Origin of the sequence: Thalassospira lohafexi (genome assembly GCF_002844275.1) — a bacterium.
In the GTDB taxonomy this organism is placed as follows: domain Bacteria; phylum Pseudomonadota; class Alphaproteobacteria; order Rhodospirillales; family Thalassospiraceae; genus Thalassospira; species Thalassospira lohafexi.
Window position 1 is genome coordinate 47694 of sequence record NZ_NXGX01000008.1, and the last position, 12764, is coordinate 60457.

The following is a 12764-nucleotide window of genomic DNA, read 5'->3' on the forward strand; positions in this document are numbered from 1 at the left end:
TGCGTTGCTGTTCTATCTAGGCAATGCGATAGTTAAGGCACGAAATCTGCGGAGCAGGCAATGAGCGACAAAAATGCATCTTCATCGGTAGTGACATCGTTGCCCGGCACCAATTCGGCGCAGGCAGCGCGCGGGTTTGTCCGGTCTGTCAACGACTGGGTGATGGAATGCGCGCTCGAAGATACCGACATTTCAGAGATCCTCAATGGCATGGTGCGTCGGTTGGTTGCGGCCGGTATTCCCATCGACCGTGTGATGGTGGCGTTCAAAACCCTGCACCCCCTTTACGAAGGGGTTTCTTATGTCTGGTCAAAGGACAGCAATTCGGTTGAACGTTCGACCCATATGGGGGTGCGCGATGATGATCCCGATTGGGCCGACAGTCCGCTTAAATGGATGGCGGATTCAGATGTCAGTTTCATGCGCCGCCATTTGATCGGGCCGGGCGCGGTTCTTGATTTCCCGATCCTTGAAAGTTTCCGCCGCAATCGCGGCACAGATTACTATGCGTTGATGACGCCCTTTGTCACCGACCGTGACAGCACGCTGGGCAGTAACCGCATTTTCATGACCTATATGACGCGCCGCCCCAGTGGTTTTTCCGACGAAGACCTTGCAACGCTGTCGGGGATTCAGCGCCGCTTTGCCGTGTCGTGCAAAATGCGCATCAACCACGAAGAAACCAAAACCATCCTTGAAACCTATTTGGGATCAGATGCCGGTGGACGCGTGCGCAATGGTCAGATCAAACTGGGCGACAGCACCAAAACCCGTGCGGTGATCTGGTTCTCGGACATGCGCAACTCATCATCGGTTGCAACCCATGTTGGGGACGATGCGTTCCTGGGCGAAATGAATGATTTCTTCTCGGCAACCGCCGGGGCGGTGTTGAAACACGGCGGACAGGTTCTGCGCTATATCGGCGATGCGACACTTGCGATTTTCCCGATTGACGAAAATGAAAACAATGTCGAAACCGCCTGCGTTTCCGCCCTGTATGCCGCTGCCGAGGCACAGCTCAACATCGATCAGCTCAACGCGACCCGCGAAGAATCCGGTAAACCGCCGTTTGATTACGGGCTGGGGATGCATGTCGGGGATGTGATTTATGGCAATGTCGGGGTTCCCGAACGGGTCGATTTCACCGTGGTGGGTCAGGCCGCAAACGAAGCCGCCCGTATCGAACAATTGACCAAGCAACTGGGCAAACGCGTTCTGGTCAGTCAGACCGTCGCCAGCTTCATTTCCTGTCCGACCGTGGAAATGGGGGCTTATGAGCTGCAAGGGACCGGCGTCAGTGTCAAGCTGTTCGCCCCGGACTTCTCCGAGGCCTGCCATCGTCTTGAACTGATGCGCGCTGGGTAAGATCCCAGCCGCTCAGCATTCAAGACACTGCTGTCATCTGCCAGATGCCAGATGCCAGACGGCAGATGCCGTCACGCCATACTGTCAAAATCCTTCACAACACCGCTTGCGGCTTCGCCGACGCTGCTAAAGGTTTTCTGGGCATCTGCGACGGCCTTGGTCGCGGCCTCGATGATTTTGCTGTACGGGTCCGGCGTATTTTCTGCGAGCATCTTTTGCATGGCGACACCGGTGGTCGCCGATGCCATCGACATGATGTTGCGCATGTAATCGGTGGAATCCTGTACCGCGTAGGCCGCTGCCTGCGCCACCTTTTGATAGGCCACCCCATTGGCCCCCGGAATGGCTCCGTTAAGAACCGCATGGTTGGTTGTGCCAACCGCCTGAACGATCTGCGGGTTCAAAGCCGTGCTGAGCGGGGGCGTACTAGGTGCGGCAGGCGGGCTGTCCGAGGGGGGCGTGTCCTTGTCTGACCCATCGCCGCCCGATGCTTTGGGGGCATCCGGGGCTCCGGTGCTGCCGCCACTCGCATCCTTGGTATCTTTGGCATCCGCGTTGTCTGCGGCATCAGGCGTGGTCGGATCATCCGCGCCCTTGGGTTCAGTGTTGGCTGGCTTTGGGGGGGTGTCATCGTCTGCCATGAAGGACCTCATTTGCTTTGACGGGTGTTTTGCGCGTCTGTTCAATGCTGTTGGGGCACATCCTCATGGCCCATCGAATGACCATTCAGAAATCACTGGTTCTTGTTGCCTCCGCCGCCCATGCCGCCGCCAGATGTATCAAGGATCATCTTGCACGCGCTCGACGTGACGGCATTGCCGATCTGCTGCAGGCCGCCCTGGGTCTGCATGGCATTTTGCATCGAAAGACTGATGGAATGCGCCATGGTTTGATACACAAGCCCCATCGCCTGGGCAGGCGCTTCGCCAAGAACCTTGACGTTGGTTTGTGTCACGGCATCCGTGATCTGTGAATTTACGGGGGTGTTGTCTGCCATCTGCACGCCCTCAGTTTAAGTGACCATGGTCCGATGATGGATCGGACGGGTCATGTCATGTGCCTAGCGGCGGGTTGCTGCCAAAATGATCAGGAGTGTCAAAAGCGTATTGCTGTTGTCGGAATTTGACACTTTGTTCGTTGCCATTGCACCGGCCATGGTGTTGACCGAATAAAGCTGCATGACACCCTGGTTGGTGGCGGCCTGCGAGCAGATCGATGATTGCTGCTGGGCCTGCACCGCGTTCTGGAACAGGATGGATGTTGAATGCGCCGCACTTTGATAGATCGAGCCCATCGCATTGGCGGGTGCGGATCCAAGAACGCTTACCGAAGTTTGCGTAACTGCATCGGTAATCTGACCGTTCACCGGGGTTGGAATAGCCATTGTATCCTCCGAATAAGCGGTCTGTCTGACCGCACACCTTTTGACGCATGATGAGAAGAATTGTGATCAAATTTCGCCAGATCGTTTGCCGATTATTTTCGGGGGCGTTTGCCGATTGACGGCTATCCCGCCTGTGCCGTGATCAAGGCGACCAGTTTCGATGTCGATGTATTGACGACCTGTTGCATGTTGCCCTGAACCAATGTGGCATTTTCCATGGCAAGCCCCGTCGCATGGGAATGCGATTGCAAGGCCATCGACACCGCCTGTGCCGGACTTTCGCCCAGAACCTTTACGTTGGTCTGGGTGACCGCATCTGTGACTTGTGGATTGACGATATCGTTCATGGTTTATGCTCCGTCCTCACGACACACCTGAGGTGCCATTTCCTTCGGATTGCTCATCGGTCGTGACGTTGCCCTTACCCTTACCCACGAAACGTTCATCAAGTTGTTCCCACCATGGTGGGTCGTCGTCTGGCGGGGCTTCGGGGGCAGTGTCGCCGTCATTTACGTCGGATTGTGATTCGGATCCTTCTGCGCTGGATTGGTCGACTGACGCACATTCAAAGGAGCCGCCGTAAAAAAATTTGGTTTGTTGTCCTGAACCGACAGGGTCGATTTCGCGCATTCCATGGTGGTGGCAAGGCTTGCCACAGCCAGTTGCTGCTGTTCGTTGACCATATTGGCAAACAGAATGCCCTGCGCCTGTGCTTGGGACAGATAGGACTGCATGGTCCCCATTGCCGGGCCATTGCCAATGACGGTGGTGTTTGTCTGGGTCACGCTGTCGGTGATTTGCTCGTCAACTTCATGGGAATTGCTCATCGCTTTGATCCTTACTGGTTACGGCGATTCATGATCTGTTCGATACCCTTGGTCATGGTGGTCATGCCAACCATCGCATTTTGCCTTTGGGCGGAAACCATATTGGCCATCAAGACACTTTGGGATTGCGACTGACCCAGCATGGATTGAAGGGCGGCGTAACTTGGCCCGACACCAATGGTCGCGACATTGGTCATCGCAACGCTGTCGGTGACCTGACTGGACACCTGACAGGGGGGGTGTTCTGCGACGTACCAGGACTGTTGCGGCTGTTGCGGCTGCTGTGGCGGGGTGGATTGGCTTTGATCTGCTTGCGTGCCGTCTTGTGGGGGTGTTCCCGATGGTGCCGGCATGTCCGTCTCCTTGGCTGGCGAAATGGGGACTTATCGGTATGACGTGCGCCAGCGACTTTTGTGATGGAAAAAGCCCGGCAAGCGACTGCATGCCGGGCCGGTTCGGCGGCGAAACCAATCTGGTGTTACGACACGGACGTTCCGGTCGTTGCTTTAAGAGCCGACAACAAAGAAAGCATGTTGTCGGGCACATCGCTGTTTGCGAGTTTGGAGGTGGCAACGGCACCGGCCATGGTATCGACCGAATAGACCTGAATGACGCCCTGGTTGGTTGCGGCCTGTGAAGAGATGCCGACCTGCTGCTGGGTGCTGACGGCGTTCTCATAGAGAATGCCGTGCGAATGCGCCAGCGACTGGTACAGCGAGCCCATGGCCATGGCAGGAGCATCCCCCAAAACCTTTACGTTGGCTTGGGTTACTGCATCCGTGATCATGCCATTGACCGGAGTGTTATCAGCCATTGTGTATCTCCTGGTTGCCTAAAGAAGTGCCGGAATCCGGCCCTTTTCCGCGTGGTTTGCGGGATCAGTCAGATGACGGGGGGCCAGATCGGTTGTGACGGAACTTGTGCAAAAACTTGCGGACCGCAAATTGGGGCGCGATCCATGTAAAATCGGGCGGTCGCTGATGGAAACGACCGCCCGATTTGATGGTGACCCGTGTGTCAGAAGATCCGGAGCGGGACCAGCCTGCCATATGTTTGACAGGTAAACGGGATCAGCCTTTGGTGGCTTGAAGTGCGGTCAGAAGTGACAGCATATTGTCGGGCACGTCGCTTTTGGCAATTTTCGAGGTTGCCACAGAGTCTGCCATCGTATCGACCGAATAGATCTGGATGACGCCCTGATTGGTCGCGGCCTGCGAGGTGATGCCGATCTGCTGCTGTGCGCTGACGGCGTTTTCATAGAGGATGCCGGTGGAATGTGCGAGGGACTGAAAAATCGAGCCCATTGCCATTGCCGGGGCGTCGCCCAAAACTTTCACATTTGTCTGGGTGACTGCATCAGTGATCTGACCATTTACCGGGGTCGGAATCGCCATTGTAAAGTCTCCTTCGTGTAGGTGTGCTGTGGACTGCTTGCGGTTGTGATCCTGACGGGGTTTCGCCGTCCCGTTTTCAATCTAAAGACGCTGGGTGTTTGGGGTTGTGACGCGTCTTTTTCATTTATTTGCCAACTATTGAATGCCGGCATCCTTCAGGTGGTCGCGTGCCAGTTGGACACGTTTGCGCACGGCGCAATTGCTTAGGCCCAGGGCGACCGCGATGTCGTCATAACTGCGGTCCTGAACGCAGCGCATCAAAAGCGGCTTGCGCAGTTTTTCAGGAAGGGCACAGAGGACAGTTTCGAGCTGGTCGAGCTTTTCGTTGGTTAAAAACGATTCTTCCGGGCTGGGAATAACCGGCGGGCTGATCGGGGATACCGGAACATCCGCACCGCCGTGGGTTTCTTCCTTGTATTCCGCCTTGCGCCGGTTTTGCCGATGCAAATCAATACAGGCGTTATGGACAATCCGTGAAAGCCAGGCGCGGTGATTGCGGATTTCATCCATCGAGGCTTCGAACTTGGTTGATGCCTTGACCATCGCCTCGGACAGCGCATCCTGCGCATCATCCATGTTCCCCGACATCAGCTTCAGGCACTGTTTAAGCAGAACATCCTGCTGATCAATCCACAGCGGCCAGAAATTCGGTGCTGCCGGACCCAGTTCCGGATCAATCGCCGGATCAATCGCCGGAACGGTTTCAGGGGGCGGGGCTGGATCGCTGTGCTGGGGCCGGGGTGTTTGTGTGCCCGGCATGGCCGGATAGTCAAAGCCGCCGGGCAACAACCCCCGAAGGGCATCCAGCGGGCTTATCTGTGATCCGCCCTGATAGCCCGGAAGGGCGCTTGCGATGATGTCTTCCGGACTTGGCCCGGAGCGCGATGGCTCCAGCCCCGGGAAACCGGCAAGCGGATTAAAATCTGCGGGATAGCCGGGCGGCGGGCCCTGACGGTTGGGCGCGCTATTGAGCGCCGGTGACGCAGTTTGTGCTTGTGCGACAGATGCGCTGAAATCGGGTGTCGCATCACGCTGCCCAAAAGCTTGGGCCGGATCGCTTTGTCGCGCGTCGTCGATGGCGCTGCCATCCTGCGGAGGATCTGCGGGGGTAAGTTGTGAAAGATATCCCTCGGCAACCCGCACACGTTGTTCGGGTTTTAACCGTGACCAGATTGACGTGACATTGTCGCCGTCGCCCAGAGCCTGATTTAAGGTATCTTCAAGGCTGCGGGCAAACCGCAATTCTGCCTCTGTGAAGTTCACCTCGTCCTGTTGAGTATTCTTTTCGTTCTGCACTATGGATCCCTCCAGTTGACAGATTGCAACCTTAGGCTGATTAAGTTTTGCAGTAACTAGTATGACGTACTATTCGAGTGATTGTGAATAAAAGTATTTACTGCAATCAATGGTTGTAAATCTGTGCTCGTCAAAGTGTCCCCGGCCCAAGCGGGCAGGGGGTGGATCAATGCTGGAATTCGTGGGACGCAATCTTGGATCTGGTCTGGTGTCGCGGCCAAAATCCTGAAGTGATGGTCTCGGGAGACAGCGGTTTTCCGTATCTCAGTGAGCTGCACGATCACCAATAACCACGGTCTTGGCCCTCGGGCCGATCCGTTCTGTTAGGGCGGATTGTCTGACGCTGAGGACAGCGTACTATCTTGAGGATCGGTTTTCTTTGATGTGTCTGCCTTACTGGCAGCGGTGCGTTTTGCCCCTTTTGGCGCGTCCGCGGCCTGATCTGCATCCGTGGTGTCGGCGGTTTCCGTCGGCAGCGATTGCAAAATCGCGGCTTCAACCCGGGCGGCAAGGATCTGCATGCGCTGGTCGACTTCTTTGTTGATGATATTGCGGATTTCATTGGCAATATCGAACATCACCTGATGGGCGCCGCCACCAGCCGGGCTGCTGCCCATATAGGGCGCGCCCTGTGGCTGTGGCTGGGGTTTTGCCTGCTGGTTGCCTGCCGGAGCGGCTTGCGTACCAGTTTGCGTCCCCTGTTGCGTCCCCAGTGGCGACTGCGGCGCGGTGGCACCGGCCTTCACATCCTGTGCATGCGAACTGATGGTGTAACGCTGATCGAGAACCTGCGTGCGTGCGCGTTCAGCAGCCTGCGACATCGCCTGCTGGGTGGCCATATATTCCTGATTGAACGCCTTTCTGACCGCATCCTTGCGGCTGCTGGCGGTATCAATGCCTGACTGTCCCGGACCCGCCATCAGGAACCTCCCTTGCTGGTCGTGCCTGAGGTGGCCGATTTACCCGTTCCGCCCTGCGTGGTTTTGCCACCACCCCCGCCGGATTTCGAACCGGACGGCTGGTCTTTACCATCATCATTACTCTTGCTATCGCCATTGTCCGGGGTGTCTTGCGGTGGCGATGGGGGGCTTTGAGCGTCGCCAGAAGACGGGGTTTTGGCGGCTGACGTGGGGGACGAGGTTGCGGGCTTGGCATTGGATTCCACGGCCGGAGTCACAGTCGGGACCGCCTTGGACGTATCTGACGTGCCACCGTCCAGGCAAAAACCATATCCCGCCAATTCGTCTGGGGTCGGGGCGGTGGCAAGCCCGGTCAGCGTGGTTTCAAGACGCCCATTGGCATTGGCGATCATGCTCGCCGCACGGCACGCACTGTTATCGCTTTGCCCGCTGCAATTTAAAATCGCCGTTGGCGTGCATGATTTGCTTGATGTCAGCAACTGGGCTGTGACATTGAAACTGACTTCCTGATCATATTGCACAAGGATCACGAGGCCCGCCCCCTTGTCGCCTTCGCTGGGCGGGGTGATTTGCATCCAGAACGGAATAGCATGGGTCGGGGATATCGGAATGGTCCCGCGCAAGGTCGGGCTGGGCAAGGTGCCGACATATTCCAACTGGGCCGGAACCGCAGGACGATCGGCAAAAATCAGGCGGATCAGCGCAAGGTTCGGTGTCGTGCCGCTCGGAACATCGCCAATCGTTTGCTCAAGATGAAGCGCATAAGCCCCCCCGCCATAGGTCGCCATTTCCGAATAGGGCTCCTGCGCCTGATCGGTCACTGTTGTGTCAAACAACAAGGCGCGCAATTGCGACGGCGATGTCTTGGGCACGGTAATCGCCAGTTCCGATTGAACACCTGCACTTGTACTGGCATTTGTACCGGCATTCGCCCCAACATTCAGGCACCAGCCCCCAAGAAGTGCTGGCGTGTCGAGTGCGACCAGTTTGGCACTGATGGCGGTTTGCGCACTGGTGCGCCCGGCCGCCAGCGGCAGGCATTGCGCAAGATCAATTGTCCAGTCGGGAACATCGGCATCCTGACTGTCCTTGCCCTGAAGCTGCGGCATGGCGGTACGGAACATATCATCGCTGATCACCGCCCCGGCAAGATCGGTTTCACTGCCGTCCGGGCGGGTGGTGATCAGGCGCCACTGTGCGGCCGCACTGTCATAGGAAGGGGTGCTTGAGGCCTCGGAAGACTGGGTCATGTCGGGTCCCTTTCGCTGATCTGCACGGGTTTGGGGGGATGACTGCATGGATTTGGCCAGAACGCTGGCCGGGTCGGGGATATGTCCGTCAAGTCCGGCCTGATTTCGGCTGGCATCGGGCGCATTTGGATCGCGATCAAACAGGAATTTCTGAATGATCGAAAAGGCGGTTTCCTGCGGTTCCGCGTCAAATCCATATATGGGCTGGTGAACCTGTGCACCGCTGTCCCGCGGCGTGCTGCCGCTACTGGCCGGGCTGGTGGCCGGGTCGGGAAAAAGCGAACTGCTGTGCAAAAGCCCCGGTGCCAGCTCCTCAAGCCCGTATTCACGGCACAATGCCGCCATCACATCAAGCGCATCCTGATGTTCGGGCGGTAAGCTCGCATAGGGCGTAGCTTTGTCAGTACCTTGGTCGGTGGTTTTCTCGGTTGGTTGAGCCGTGGGCTTTTGACTGTCTGTCATGCACGCATCCCCAGTGTTGCCCTTGCAGAAGGCGACATGATCGGGTCAGTACGGTCGCCCAGACTGTCTTCCATGATCTGCAAGGATTTAAACGGTTCCGTGCAAATTGACGTTTCTCGGTGGGGTTGTGTGAAAACTTTAGCTATCTGAGATATGAACTAAGACACACAAAACCCCGAAGGGCGATAAAGCCCAACGGGGTTTTGTGTGGTGCAAAATGGTGCTGGCGATAGGATTCGAACCTACGGCCTACGCATTACGAATGCGTTGCTCTACCAGCTGAGCTACGCCAGCACGACTCATTTTGTGGCGCGGAAAATACGGTCAAACATCCGGGTTGGCAAGTGGTTTATTGTTCTTTCTGCGAACAGGGGCCTGACAAACGCCATGTCTTTAAATCACGACGGTTCAACATAATATCACATTGACCGTGCTGTATTATGTGGCTTAGATGTGCACCGTCTGAAGTGCAGTTTTTGGGGGATCGGGTATGTGTCGCTGGCTGAGTTATATTGGGGATCCGGTTTATCTGGAAAAACTGGTGTTTGAACCGCGCCACTCACTGGTCGATCAAAGCCTGCATGCCGAACAGGCAAAAACCCCCACCAACGGCGATGGCTTTGGCATTGGCTGGTATGATGACCGCCCGACACCGGGGCTGTACCGCGAAATCCTGCCAGCCTGGAATGACCCGAACTTGCGGTCCTTGGCCCATCACATTCAGTCGGGCCTGTTCTTTGCCCATGTGCGCGCCTCAACCGGCACACACACCAGCCGGTCAAACTGCCATCCGTTTGCGCATGACAAATACCTGTTCATGCACAATGGTCAGATTGGCGACTACCCGCTGGTCCGCCGGTCACTCGAAGCGATGATTGACGATGAACATTACGCCGCCCGCCAAGGCTCCACCGACAGCGAGTTGATCTTTTGCCTGATGCTCACACTGGGCTTGGTCGAAGACCCGCACCGCGCCATCCGCCGCACGATCGAAATCGTCGAAAATGAAATGCAAACCCGTGGCGCAACCGCCCCGTTTCGCTTTACCGCCTGCCTGTCAAACGGCAACTCCATCTGTGCCATCCGTCACGCCAGCGATGACAAACCGCCCTCACTCTATTGGCGCAAACGCAACGGCCATGTGATCATTGTGTCCGAACCCCTTGATACAGACGCCGACAGTTGGGCCGCCGTGGCACCGAACCATACCCTGCATGTCGATGGTAATCTGGTGGTGACTGAGGATGCAACGCTGGCTGCGTGACGCCTTGGTAAGGTTTAGGCAACAACCACAATCTGACTGCGCGCCTTAACCAACGCACGTTGCAACGTATCCCCCGGCGCGGTATTGAGCAACACGGTTTGAAAATCGCTGGCGTGCCCATCGCGGCACAGCGCCTTACGGCCCATTTTCTTTTCATCGACCATCAGGATAGCATGATCACAACACGACACCAGCGCCCGTCTGGCGCGCACCTCGTCCATGTTGAAATCCAGAAGGTCGCCGTCATCATTCATCCCCCCGACACTGACAATCCCGAAATCCGCGCGCATGCTGGCAAAGAAATCGGCACTGTCCGCCCCGATGATATCAAGATCACGGGTCCGCACCGCGCCATCCGCCGCACCATCGAAATCGTCGAAAATGAAATGCAAACCCGTGGCGCAACCGCTCCGTTTCGCTTTACCGCCTGCCTGTCAAACGGCAACTCCATCTGTGCCATCCGTCACGCCAGCGATGACAAACCGCCCTCACTCTATTGGCGCAAACGCAACGGCCATGTGATCATTGTGTCTGAACCGCTTGATATGGAAAGTGAAAGCTGGAAGGCTGTTGCACAGAACCATACGTTGCACGTTGGTCGTGATTTTAATGTTTGTGAGGAGCCAACTATTTCGACTAATAGTTGGAATGGTGTGGCGTGAAAACAGTGATTCGTCTAGTGTTTTTTAATGGAATCAAAACTTCATGGTTAGCTTACCTTTTGAAAAGCTAGTTATCTTAACGTGATTATCACATGTATTTTAGAATAGTATCTTGAACTGCTCGAAAATTGTAACTTGGCATATAGGTTTGAGATTTATGCAAAAGAAGTGGTTGCTGTTGTGTCTTTTCCTTGTCTCCTCGATTGGATGTATTTCAGTTGGTGCTGCATTGTTAGGATATTTTGCACATAAAGAGGCTTGGCCTGCCAAGGTTCACGCCTATCTGGCAGGCAGAACCCCTGAATGTTGCATCGACAAAGTTCTAGAGCATCTAAACACAGAGAATGATGCCGGTTTCTTTGATAAGGTCGATGCCGTGCGTGATTTTGTCTATGGAAATAGTGTTCATGCTGACCATGATTTTGGTAAAGATCCACACCCTTATGATACTGGTGGCGTAATCCGGGCTCTTCTAGCCGTCAGTGACGGCAAGCGAGAGCCCTTGGAATTGATGTGTTCTTCTCGGTCGAATGCAATGACAGGCATACTTAATCAACTGGGATATGCATCACGGCAGGTCCATGTTTTCTCACCTCAGCCAGGTTCTCACACTTTTCTTGAAGTTCAAAATCCGGATGACGGGCGATGGTATATACAGGACCCGGATTATAATTTGTTCTGGATAAACGGTATCAGCGGCGAGCGTTTGGGGTTGGGCGAAATGTTGACGACACCCCTTGAGGAAGTTCTTCCATGCACATCGGAAAAAGTTTGTGATTGGAAATACGCTCAGCCTATCAAAAACTATTTTGGAGCTGGCATTTACTTCAATTTTGATGCGACACCTCTAATCGTTGTGAATGAGGACCGTTTTGATCTTGATACAAAGCTTTCATATACAGTACCTCCCGGAACAATTGTTGAATTTGCTCAAAATACATGGGGAGCTGACTACGGCGAGCCTATCTTAAGTGTTATTCACGGGGGGCCTTGAAACTTTGGCCGATCCCTGAATTTCAACGCCTATGATACAACGACGATCTGACTGCGCGCCTTAACCAGCGCACGTTGCAACGCATCCCCCGGCGCGGTATTGAGCAACACGGTTTGAAAATCGCTGGCATGCCCATCACGGCACAGCGCCTTGCGGCCCATTTTCTTTTCATCGACCATCAGGATCGCATGATCGCAGCACGATACAAGTGCGCGGCGCGCGCGGACTTCATCCATGTTGAAATCAAGCAAATCGCCGTCATCTGACATCCCCCCGACACTGACAATCCCGAAATCGGCGCGCATGCTGGCAAAGAAATCGGCACTATCGGCCCCGATGATATCAAGATCGCGGGTCCGCACCGTCCCACCCGCCAGACGCAGGGTCACGTTGGGCGCGTTTTGCAATGTCATCACCACATGCAGGTTATTGGTCAGCACGGTTAAATTGCGGTGCGATGACAAATACTGTGCCGCCAGTTCGGCGGTCGTGCCCGTCCCAATCGCAATCGTGCAGCCCTCGGGGATCAGTTCGGCGATCTTGGCTGCAATCGCCTGCTTGCCGGTTCGGTTCCAGACTTCGCGTTTTTCATAGGCCGAATTATCCGGATCGGGGGCAGGGCCTGCCAACCCGTGACGGCGAAACACACGCCCCTGTTCCTGCAAATCGCGCAGGTCCGCCCGGATGGTCTGAACCGACACATTAAACCGCCGTGCAAGTTCCTCAACCGCCATAAAGCCACACGATTTTACAAGGGCAACAATGCGGTCGCGGCGACGGTCAAGCGGCACGGCATCAGGGATTTCAGTCACATCATATTCTTTCGTTCGAAAGGTGCGGTTTCGTTTCTGACCTGAGTATAGACAGGCCTGATTGTGGCTGGAAAGCCCGTTACACCTGTTGAAACATTTAATTCTTGGTGTTGTCACACAACTGTTACGGAAAT

General features: G+C 55.5%; 17 protein-coding genes and 1 tRNA gene. 4 read left to right on the forward strand and 14 right to left on the reverse strand.

Annotation, left to right across the window (positions count from 1 at the left end; all coding sequences use genetic code 11):
- Nucleotides 1-60: 60 nt before the first annotated feature.
- Nucleotides 61-1365: an adenylate/guanylate cyclase domain-containing protein gene (locus COO92_RS18075; protein WP_101304409.1), complete on the forward strand. Its 1305-nt coding sequence runs from the start codon at nucleotides 61-63 to the stop codon at nucleotides 1363-1365.
- 71 nt (nucleotides 1366-1436) lie between these two features.
- On the opposite strand, the gene COO92_RS18080 is transcribed toward COO92_RS18075, so the two are convergent.
- From COO92_RS18080 to COO92_RS18135, 12 genes are all read right to left on the reverse strand, one after another.
- Entirely contained in the window at nucleotides 1437-2006 is a 570-nt protein-coding gene (locus COO92_RS18080) for a hypothetical protein (RefSeq protein WP_101304410.1), read from the reverse strand.
- A gap of 92 nt (nucleotides 2007-2098) precedes the next feature.
- Nucleotides 2099-2362 carry a RebB family R body protein gene (locus COO92_RS18085; protein ID WP_022730196.1) on the reverse strand — a complete coding sequence of 88 codons (264 nt, stop codon included), beginning with the start codon at nucleotides 2360-2362 and terminating at the stop codon, nucleotides 2099-2101.
- Nucleotides 2363-2425: 63 nt separating this feature from the next.
- The gene (locus COO92_RS18090) at nucleotides 2426-2749 is read right to left on the reverse strand and encodes a RebB family R body protein (protein WP_022730197.1); all 324 of its coding nucleotides are present in this window, start codon (nucleotides 2747-2749) and stop codon (nucleotides 2426-2428) included.
- Between the two features lie 122 nt (nucleotides 2750-2871).
- A complete protein-coding gene (locus COO92_RS18095; RefSeq protein ID WP_022730198.1) occupies nucleotides 2872-3096 on the reverse strand; it encodes a RebB family R body protein in 225 nt (74 codons plus the stop codon).
- 162 nt (nucleotides 3097-3258) lie between these two features.
- The gene (locus tag COO92_RS18100; RefSeq protein ID WP_240626504.1) at nucleotides 3259-3576 is read right to left on the reverse strand and encodes a RebB family R body protein; all 318 of its coding nucleotides are present in this window, start codon (nucleotides 3574-3576) and stop codon (nucleotides 3259-3261) included.
- Nucleotides 3577-3587: 11 nt separating this feature from the next.
- Nucleotides 3588-3929 carry a RebB family R body protein gene (locus COO92_RS18105; protein ID WP_101304411.1) on the reverse strand — a complete coding sequence of 114 codons (342 nt, stop codon included), beginning with the start codon at nucleotides 3927-3929 and terminating at the stop codon, nucleotides 3588-3590.
- A gap of 125 nt (nucleotides 3930-4054) precedes the next feature.
- Nucleotides 4055-4390, reverse strand: a complete 336-nt coding sequence (locus COO92_RS18110) for a RebB family R body protein (RefSeq protein WP_101304412.1) — start codon at nucleotides 4388-4390, stop codon at nucleotides 4055-4057.
- A gap of 256 nt (nucleotides 4391-4646) precedes the next feature.
- The gene (locus tag COO92_RS18115) at nucleotides 4647-4970 is read right to left on the reverse strand and encodes a RebB family R body protein (RefSeq protein ID WP_022730202.1); all 324 of its coding nucleotides are present in this window, start codon (nucleotides 4968-4970) and stop codon (nucleotides 4647-4649) included.
- Between the two features lie 135 nt (nucleotides 4971-5105).
- A complete protein-coding gene (locus COO92_RS18120; RefSeq protein ID WP_101304413.1) occupies nucleotides 5106-6266 on the reverse strand; it encodes an RNA polymerase sigma factor in 1161 nt (386 codons plus the stop codon).
- A gap of 323 nt (nucleotides 6267-6589) precedes the next feature.
- On the reverse strand, nucleotides 6590-7186 hold the full coding sequence (locus COO92_RS18125; protein ID WP_101304414.1) for a hypothetical protein: 597 nt from the start codon (nucleotides 7184-7186) through the stop codon (nucleotides 6590-6592).
- Nucleotides 7186-8898 carry a hypothetical protein gene (locus COO92_RS18130; RefSeq protein WP_101304415.1) on the reverse strand — a complete coding sequence of 571 codons (1713 nt, stop codon included), beginning with the start codon at nucleotides 8896-8898 and terminating at the stop codon, nucleotides 7186-7188. The genes COO92_RS18125 and COO92_RS18130 overlap by 1 nt, the downstream gene beginning before the upstream one ends.
- 218 nt (nucleotides 8899-9116) lie before the next feature.
- Nucleotides 9117-9192: transfer RNA gene (locus COO92_RS18135), tRNA-Thr, on the reverse strand.
- Nucleotides 9193-9388: 196 nt separating this feature from the next.
- Between COO92_RS18135 and COO92_RS18140 the strand changes: the two genes are divergently transcribed.
- Nucleotides 9389-10162 (forward strand): class II glutamine amidotransferase, encoded by a 774-nt coding sequence (locus tag COO92_RS18140; protein WP_101304416.1) that lies wholly within the window; start codon nucleotides 9389-9391, stop codon nucleotides 10160-10162.
- Between the two features lie 14 nt (nucleotides 10163-10176).
- Here COO92_RS18140 and COO92_RS18145 read toward each other — a convergent pair whose 3' ends face one another.
- Complete coding sequence (locus COO92_RS18145) at nucleotides 10177-10554, reverse strand: hypothetical protein (protein WP_240626505.1); 378 nt, start codon at nucleotides 10552-10554, stop codon at nucleotides 10177-10179.
- Here COO92_RS18145 and COO92_RS18150 point away from each other — a divergent pair.
- Nucleotides 10549-10824, forward strand: coding sequence for a class II glutamine amidotransferase (locus tag COO92_RS18150; RefSeq protein WP_240626506.1), 276 nt, complete (start codon nucleotides 10549-10551; stop codon nucleotides 10822-10824). The genes COO92_RS18145 and COO92_RS18150 overlap by 6 nt on opposite strands.
- 157 nt (nucleotides 10825-10981) lie before the next feature.
- The gene (locus COO92_RS18155; protein ID WP_101304417.1) at nucleotides 10982-11818 is read left to right on the forward strand and encodes a hypothetical protein; all 837 of its coding nucleotides are present in this window, start codon (nucleotides 10982-10984) and stop codon (nucleotides 11816-11818) included.
- Nucleotides 11819-11847: 29 nt separating this feature from the next.
- On the opposite strand, the gene COO92_RS18160 is transcribed toward COO92_RS18155, so the two are convergent.
- The gene (locus tag COO92_RS18160) at nucleotides 11848-12630 is read right to left on the reverse strand and encodes a DeoR/GlpR family DNA-binding transcription regulator (protein WP_101304418.1); all 783 of its coding nucleotides are present in this window, start codon (nucleotides 12628-12630) and stop codon (nucleotides 11848-11850) included.
- Nucleotides 12631-12764: the final 134 nt, after the last annotated feature.

Excerpts from the sequence above, each read along its gene's own strand:
- COO92_RS18105 (WP_101304411.1), bottom strand. The coding sequence starts at position 3,929 with ATGCCGGCACCATCGGGAACACCCCCACAAGACGGCACGCAAGCAGAT.
- COO92_RS18080 (WP_101304410.1), bottom strand. The coding sequence starts at position 2,006 with ATGGCAGACGATGACACCCCCCCAAAGCCAGCCAACACTGAACCCAAG.
- COO92_RS18100 (WP_240626504.1), bottom strand. The coding sequence starts at position 3,576 with ATGAGCAATTCCCATGAAGTTGACGAGCAAATCACCGACAGCGTGACC.
- COO92_RS18090 (WP_022730197.1), bottom strand. The coding sequence starts at position 2,749 with ATGGCTATTCCAACCCCGGTGAACGGTCAGATTACCGATGCAGTTACG.
- COO92_RS18150 (WP_240626506.1), top strand. The coding sequence starts at position 10,549 with ATGCAAACCCGTGGCGCAACCGCTCCGTTTCGCTTTACCGCCTGCCTG.
- COO92_RS18140 (WP_101304416.1), top strand. The coding sequence starts at position 9,389 with ATGTGTCGCTGGCTGAGTTATATTGGGGATCCGGTTTATCTGGAAAAA.
- COO92_RS18155 (WP_101304417.1), top strand. The coding sequence starts at position 10,982 with ATGCAAAAGAAGTGGTTGCTGTTGTGTCTTTTCCTTGTCTCCTCGATT.
- COO92_RS18075 (WP_101304409.1), top strand. The coding sequence starts at position 61 with ATGAGCGACAAAAATGCATCTTCATCGGTAGTGACATCGTTGCCCGGC.
- COO92_RS18130 (WP_101304415.1), bottom strand. The coding sequence starts at position 8,898 with ATGACAGACAGTCAAAAGCCCACGGCTCAACCAACCGAGAAAACCACC.
- COO92_RS18115 (WP_022730202.1), bottom strand. The coding sequence starts at position 4,970 with ATGGCGATTCCGACCCCGGTAAATGGTCAGATCACTGATGCAGTCACC.
- COO92_RS18095 (WP_022730198.1), bottom strand. The coding sequence starts at position 3,096 with ATGAACGATATCGTCAATCCACAAGTCACAGATGCGGTCACCCAGACC.
- COO92_RS18085 (WP_022730196.1), bottom strand. The coding sequence starts at position 2,362 with ATGGCAGACAACACCCCCGTAAATTCACAGATCACGGATGCCGTGACA.
- COO92_RS18110 (WP_101304412.1), bottom strand. The coding sequence starts at position 4,390 with ATGGCTGATAACACTCCGGTCAATGGCATGATCACGGATGCAGTAACC.
- COO92_RS18125 (WP_101304414.1), bottom strand. The coding sequence starts at position 7,186 with ATGGCGGGTCCGGGACAGTCAGGCATTGATACCGCCAGCAGCCGCAAG.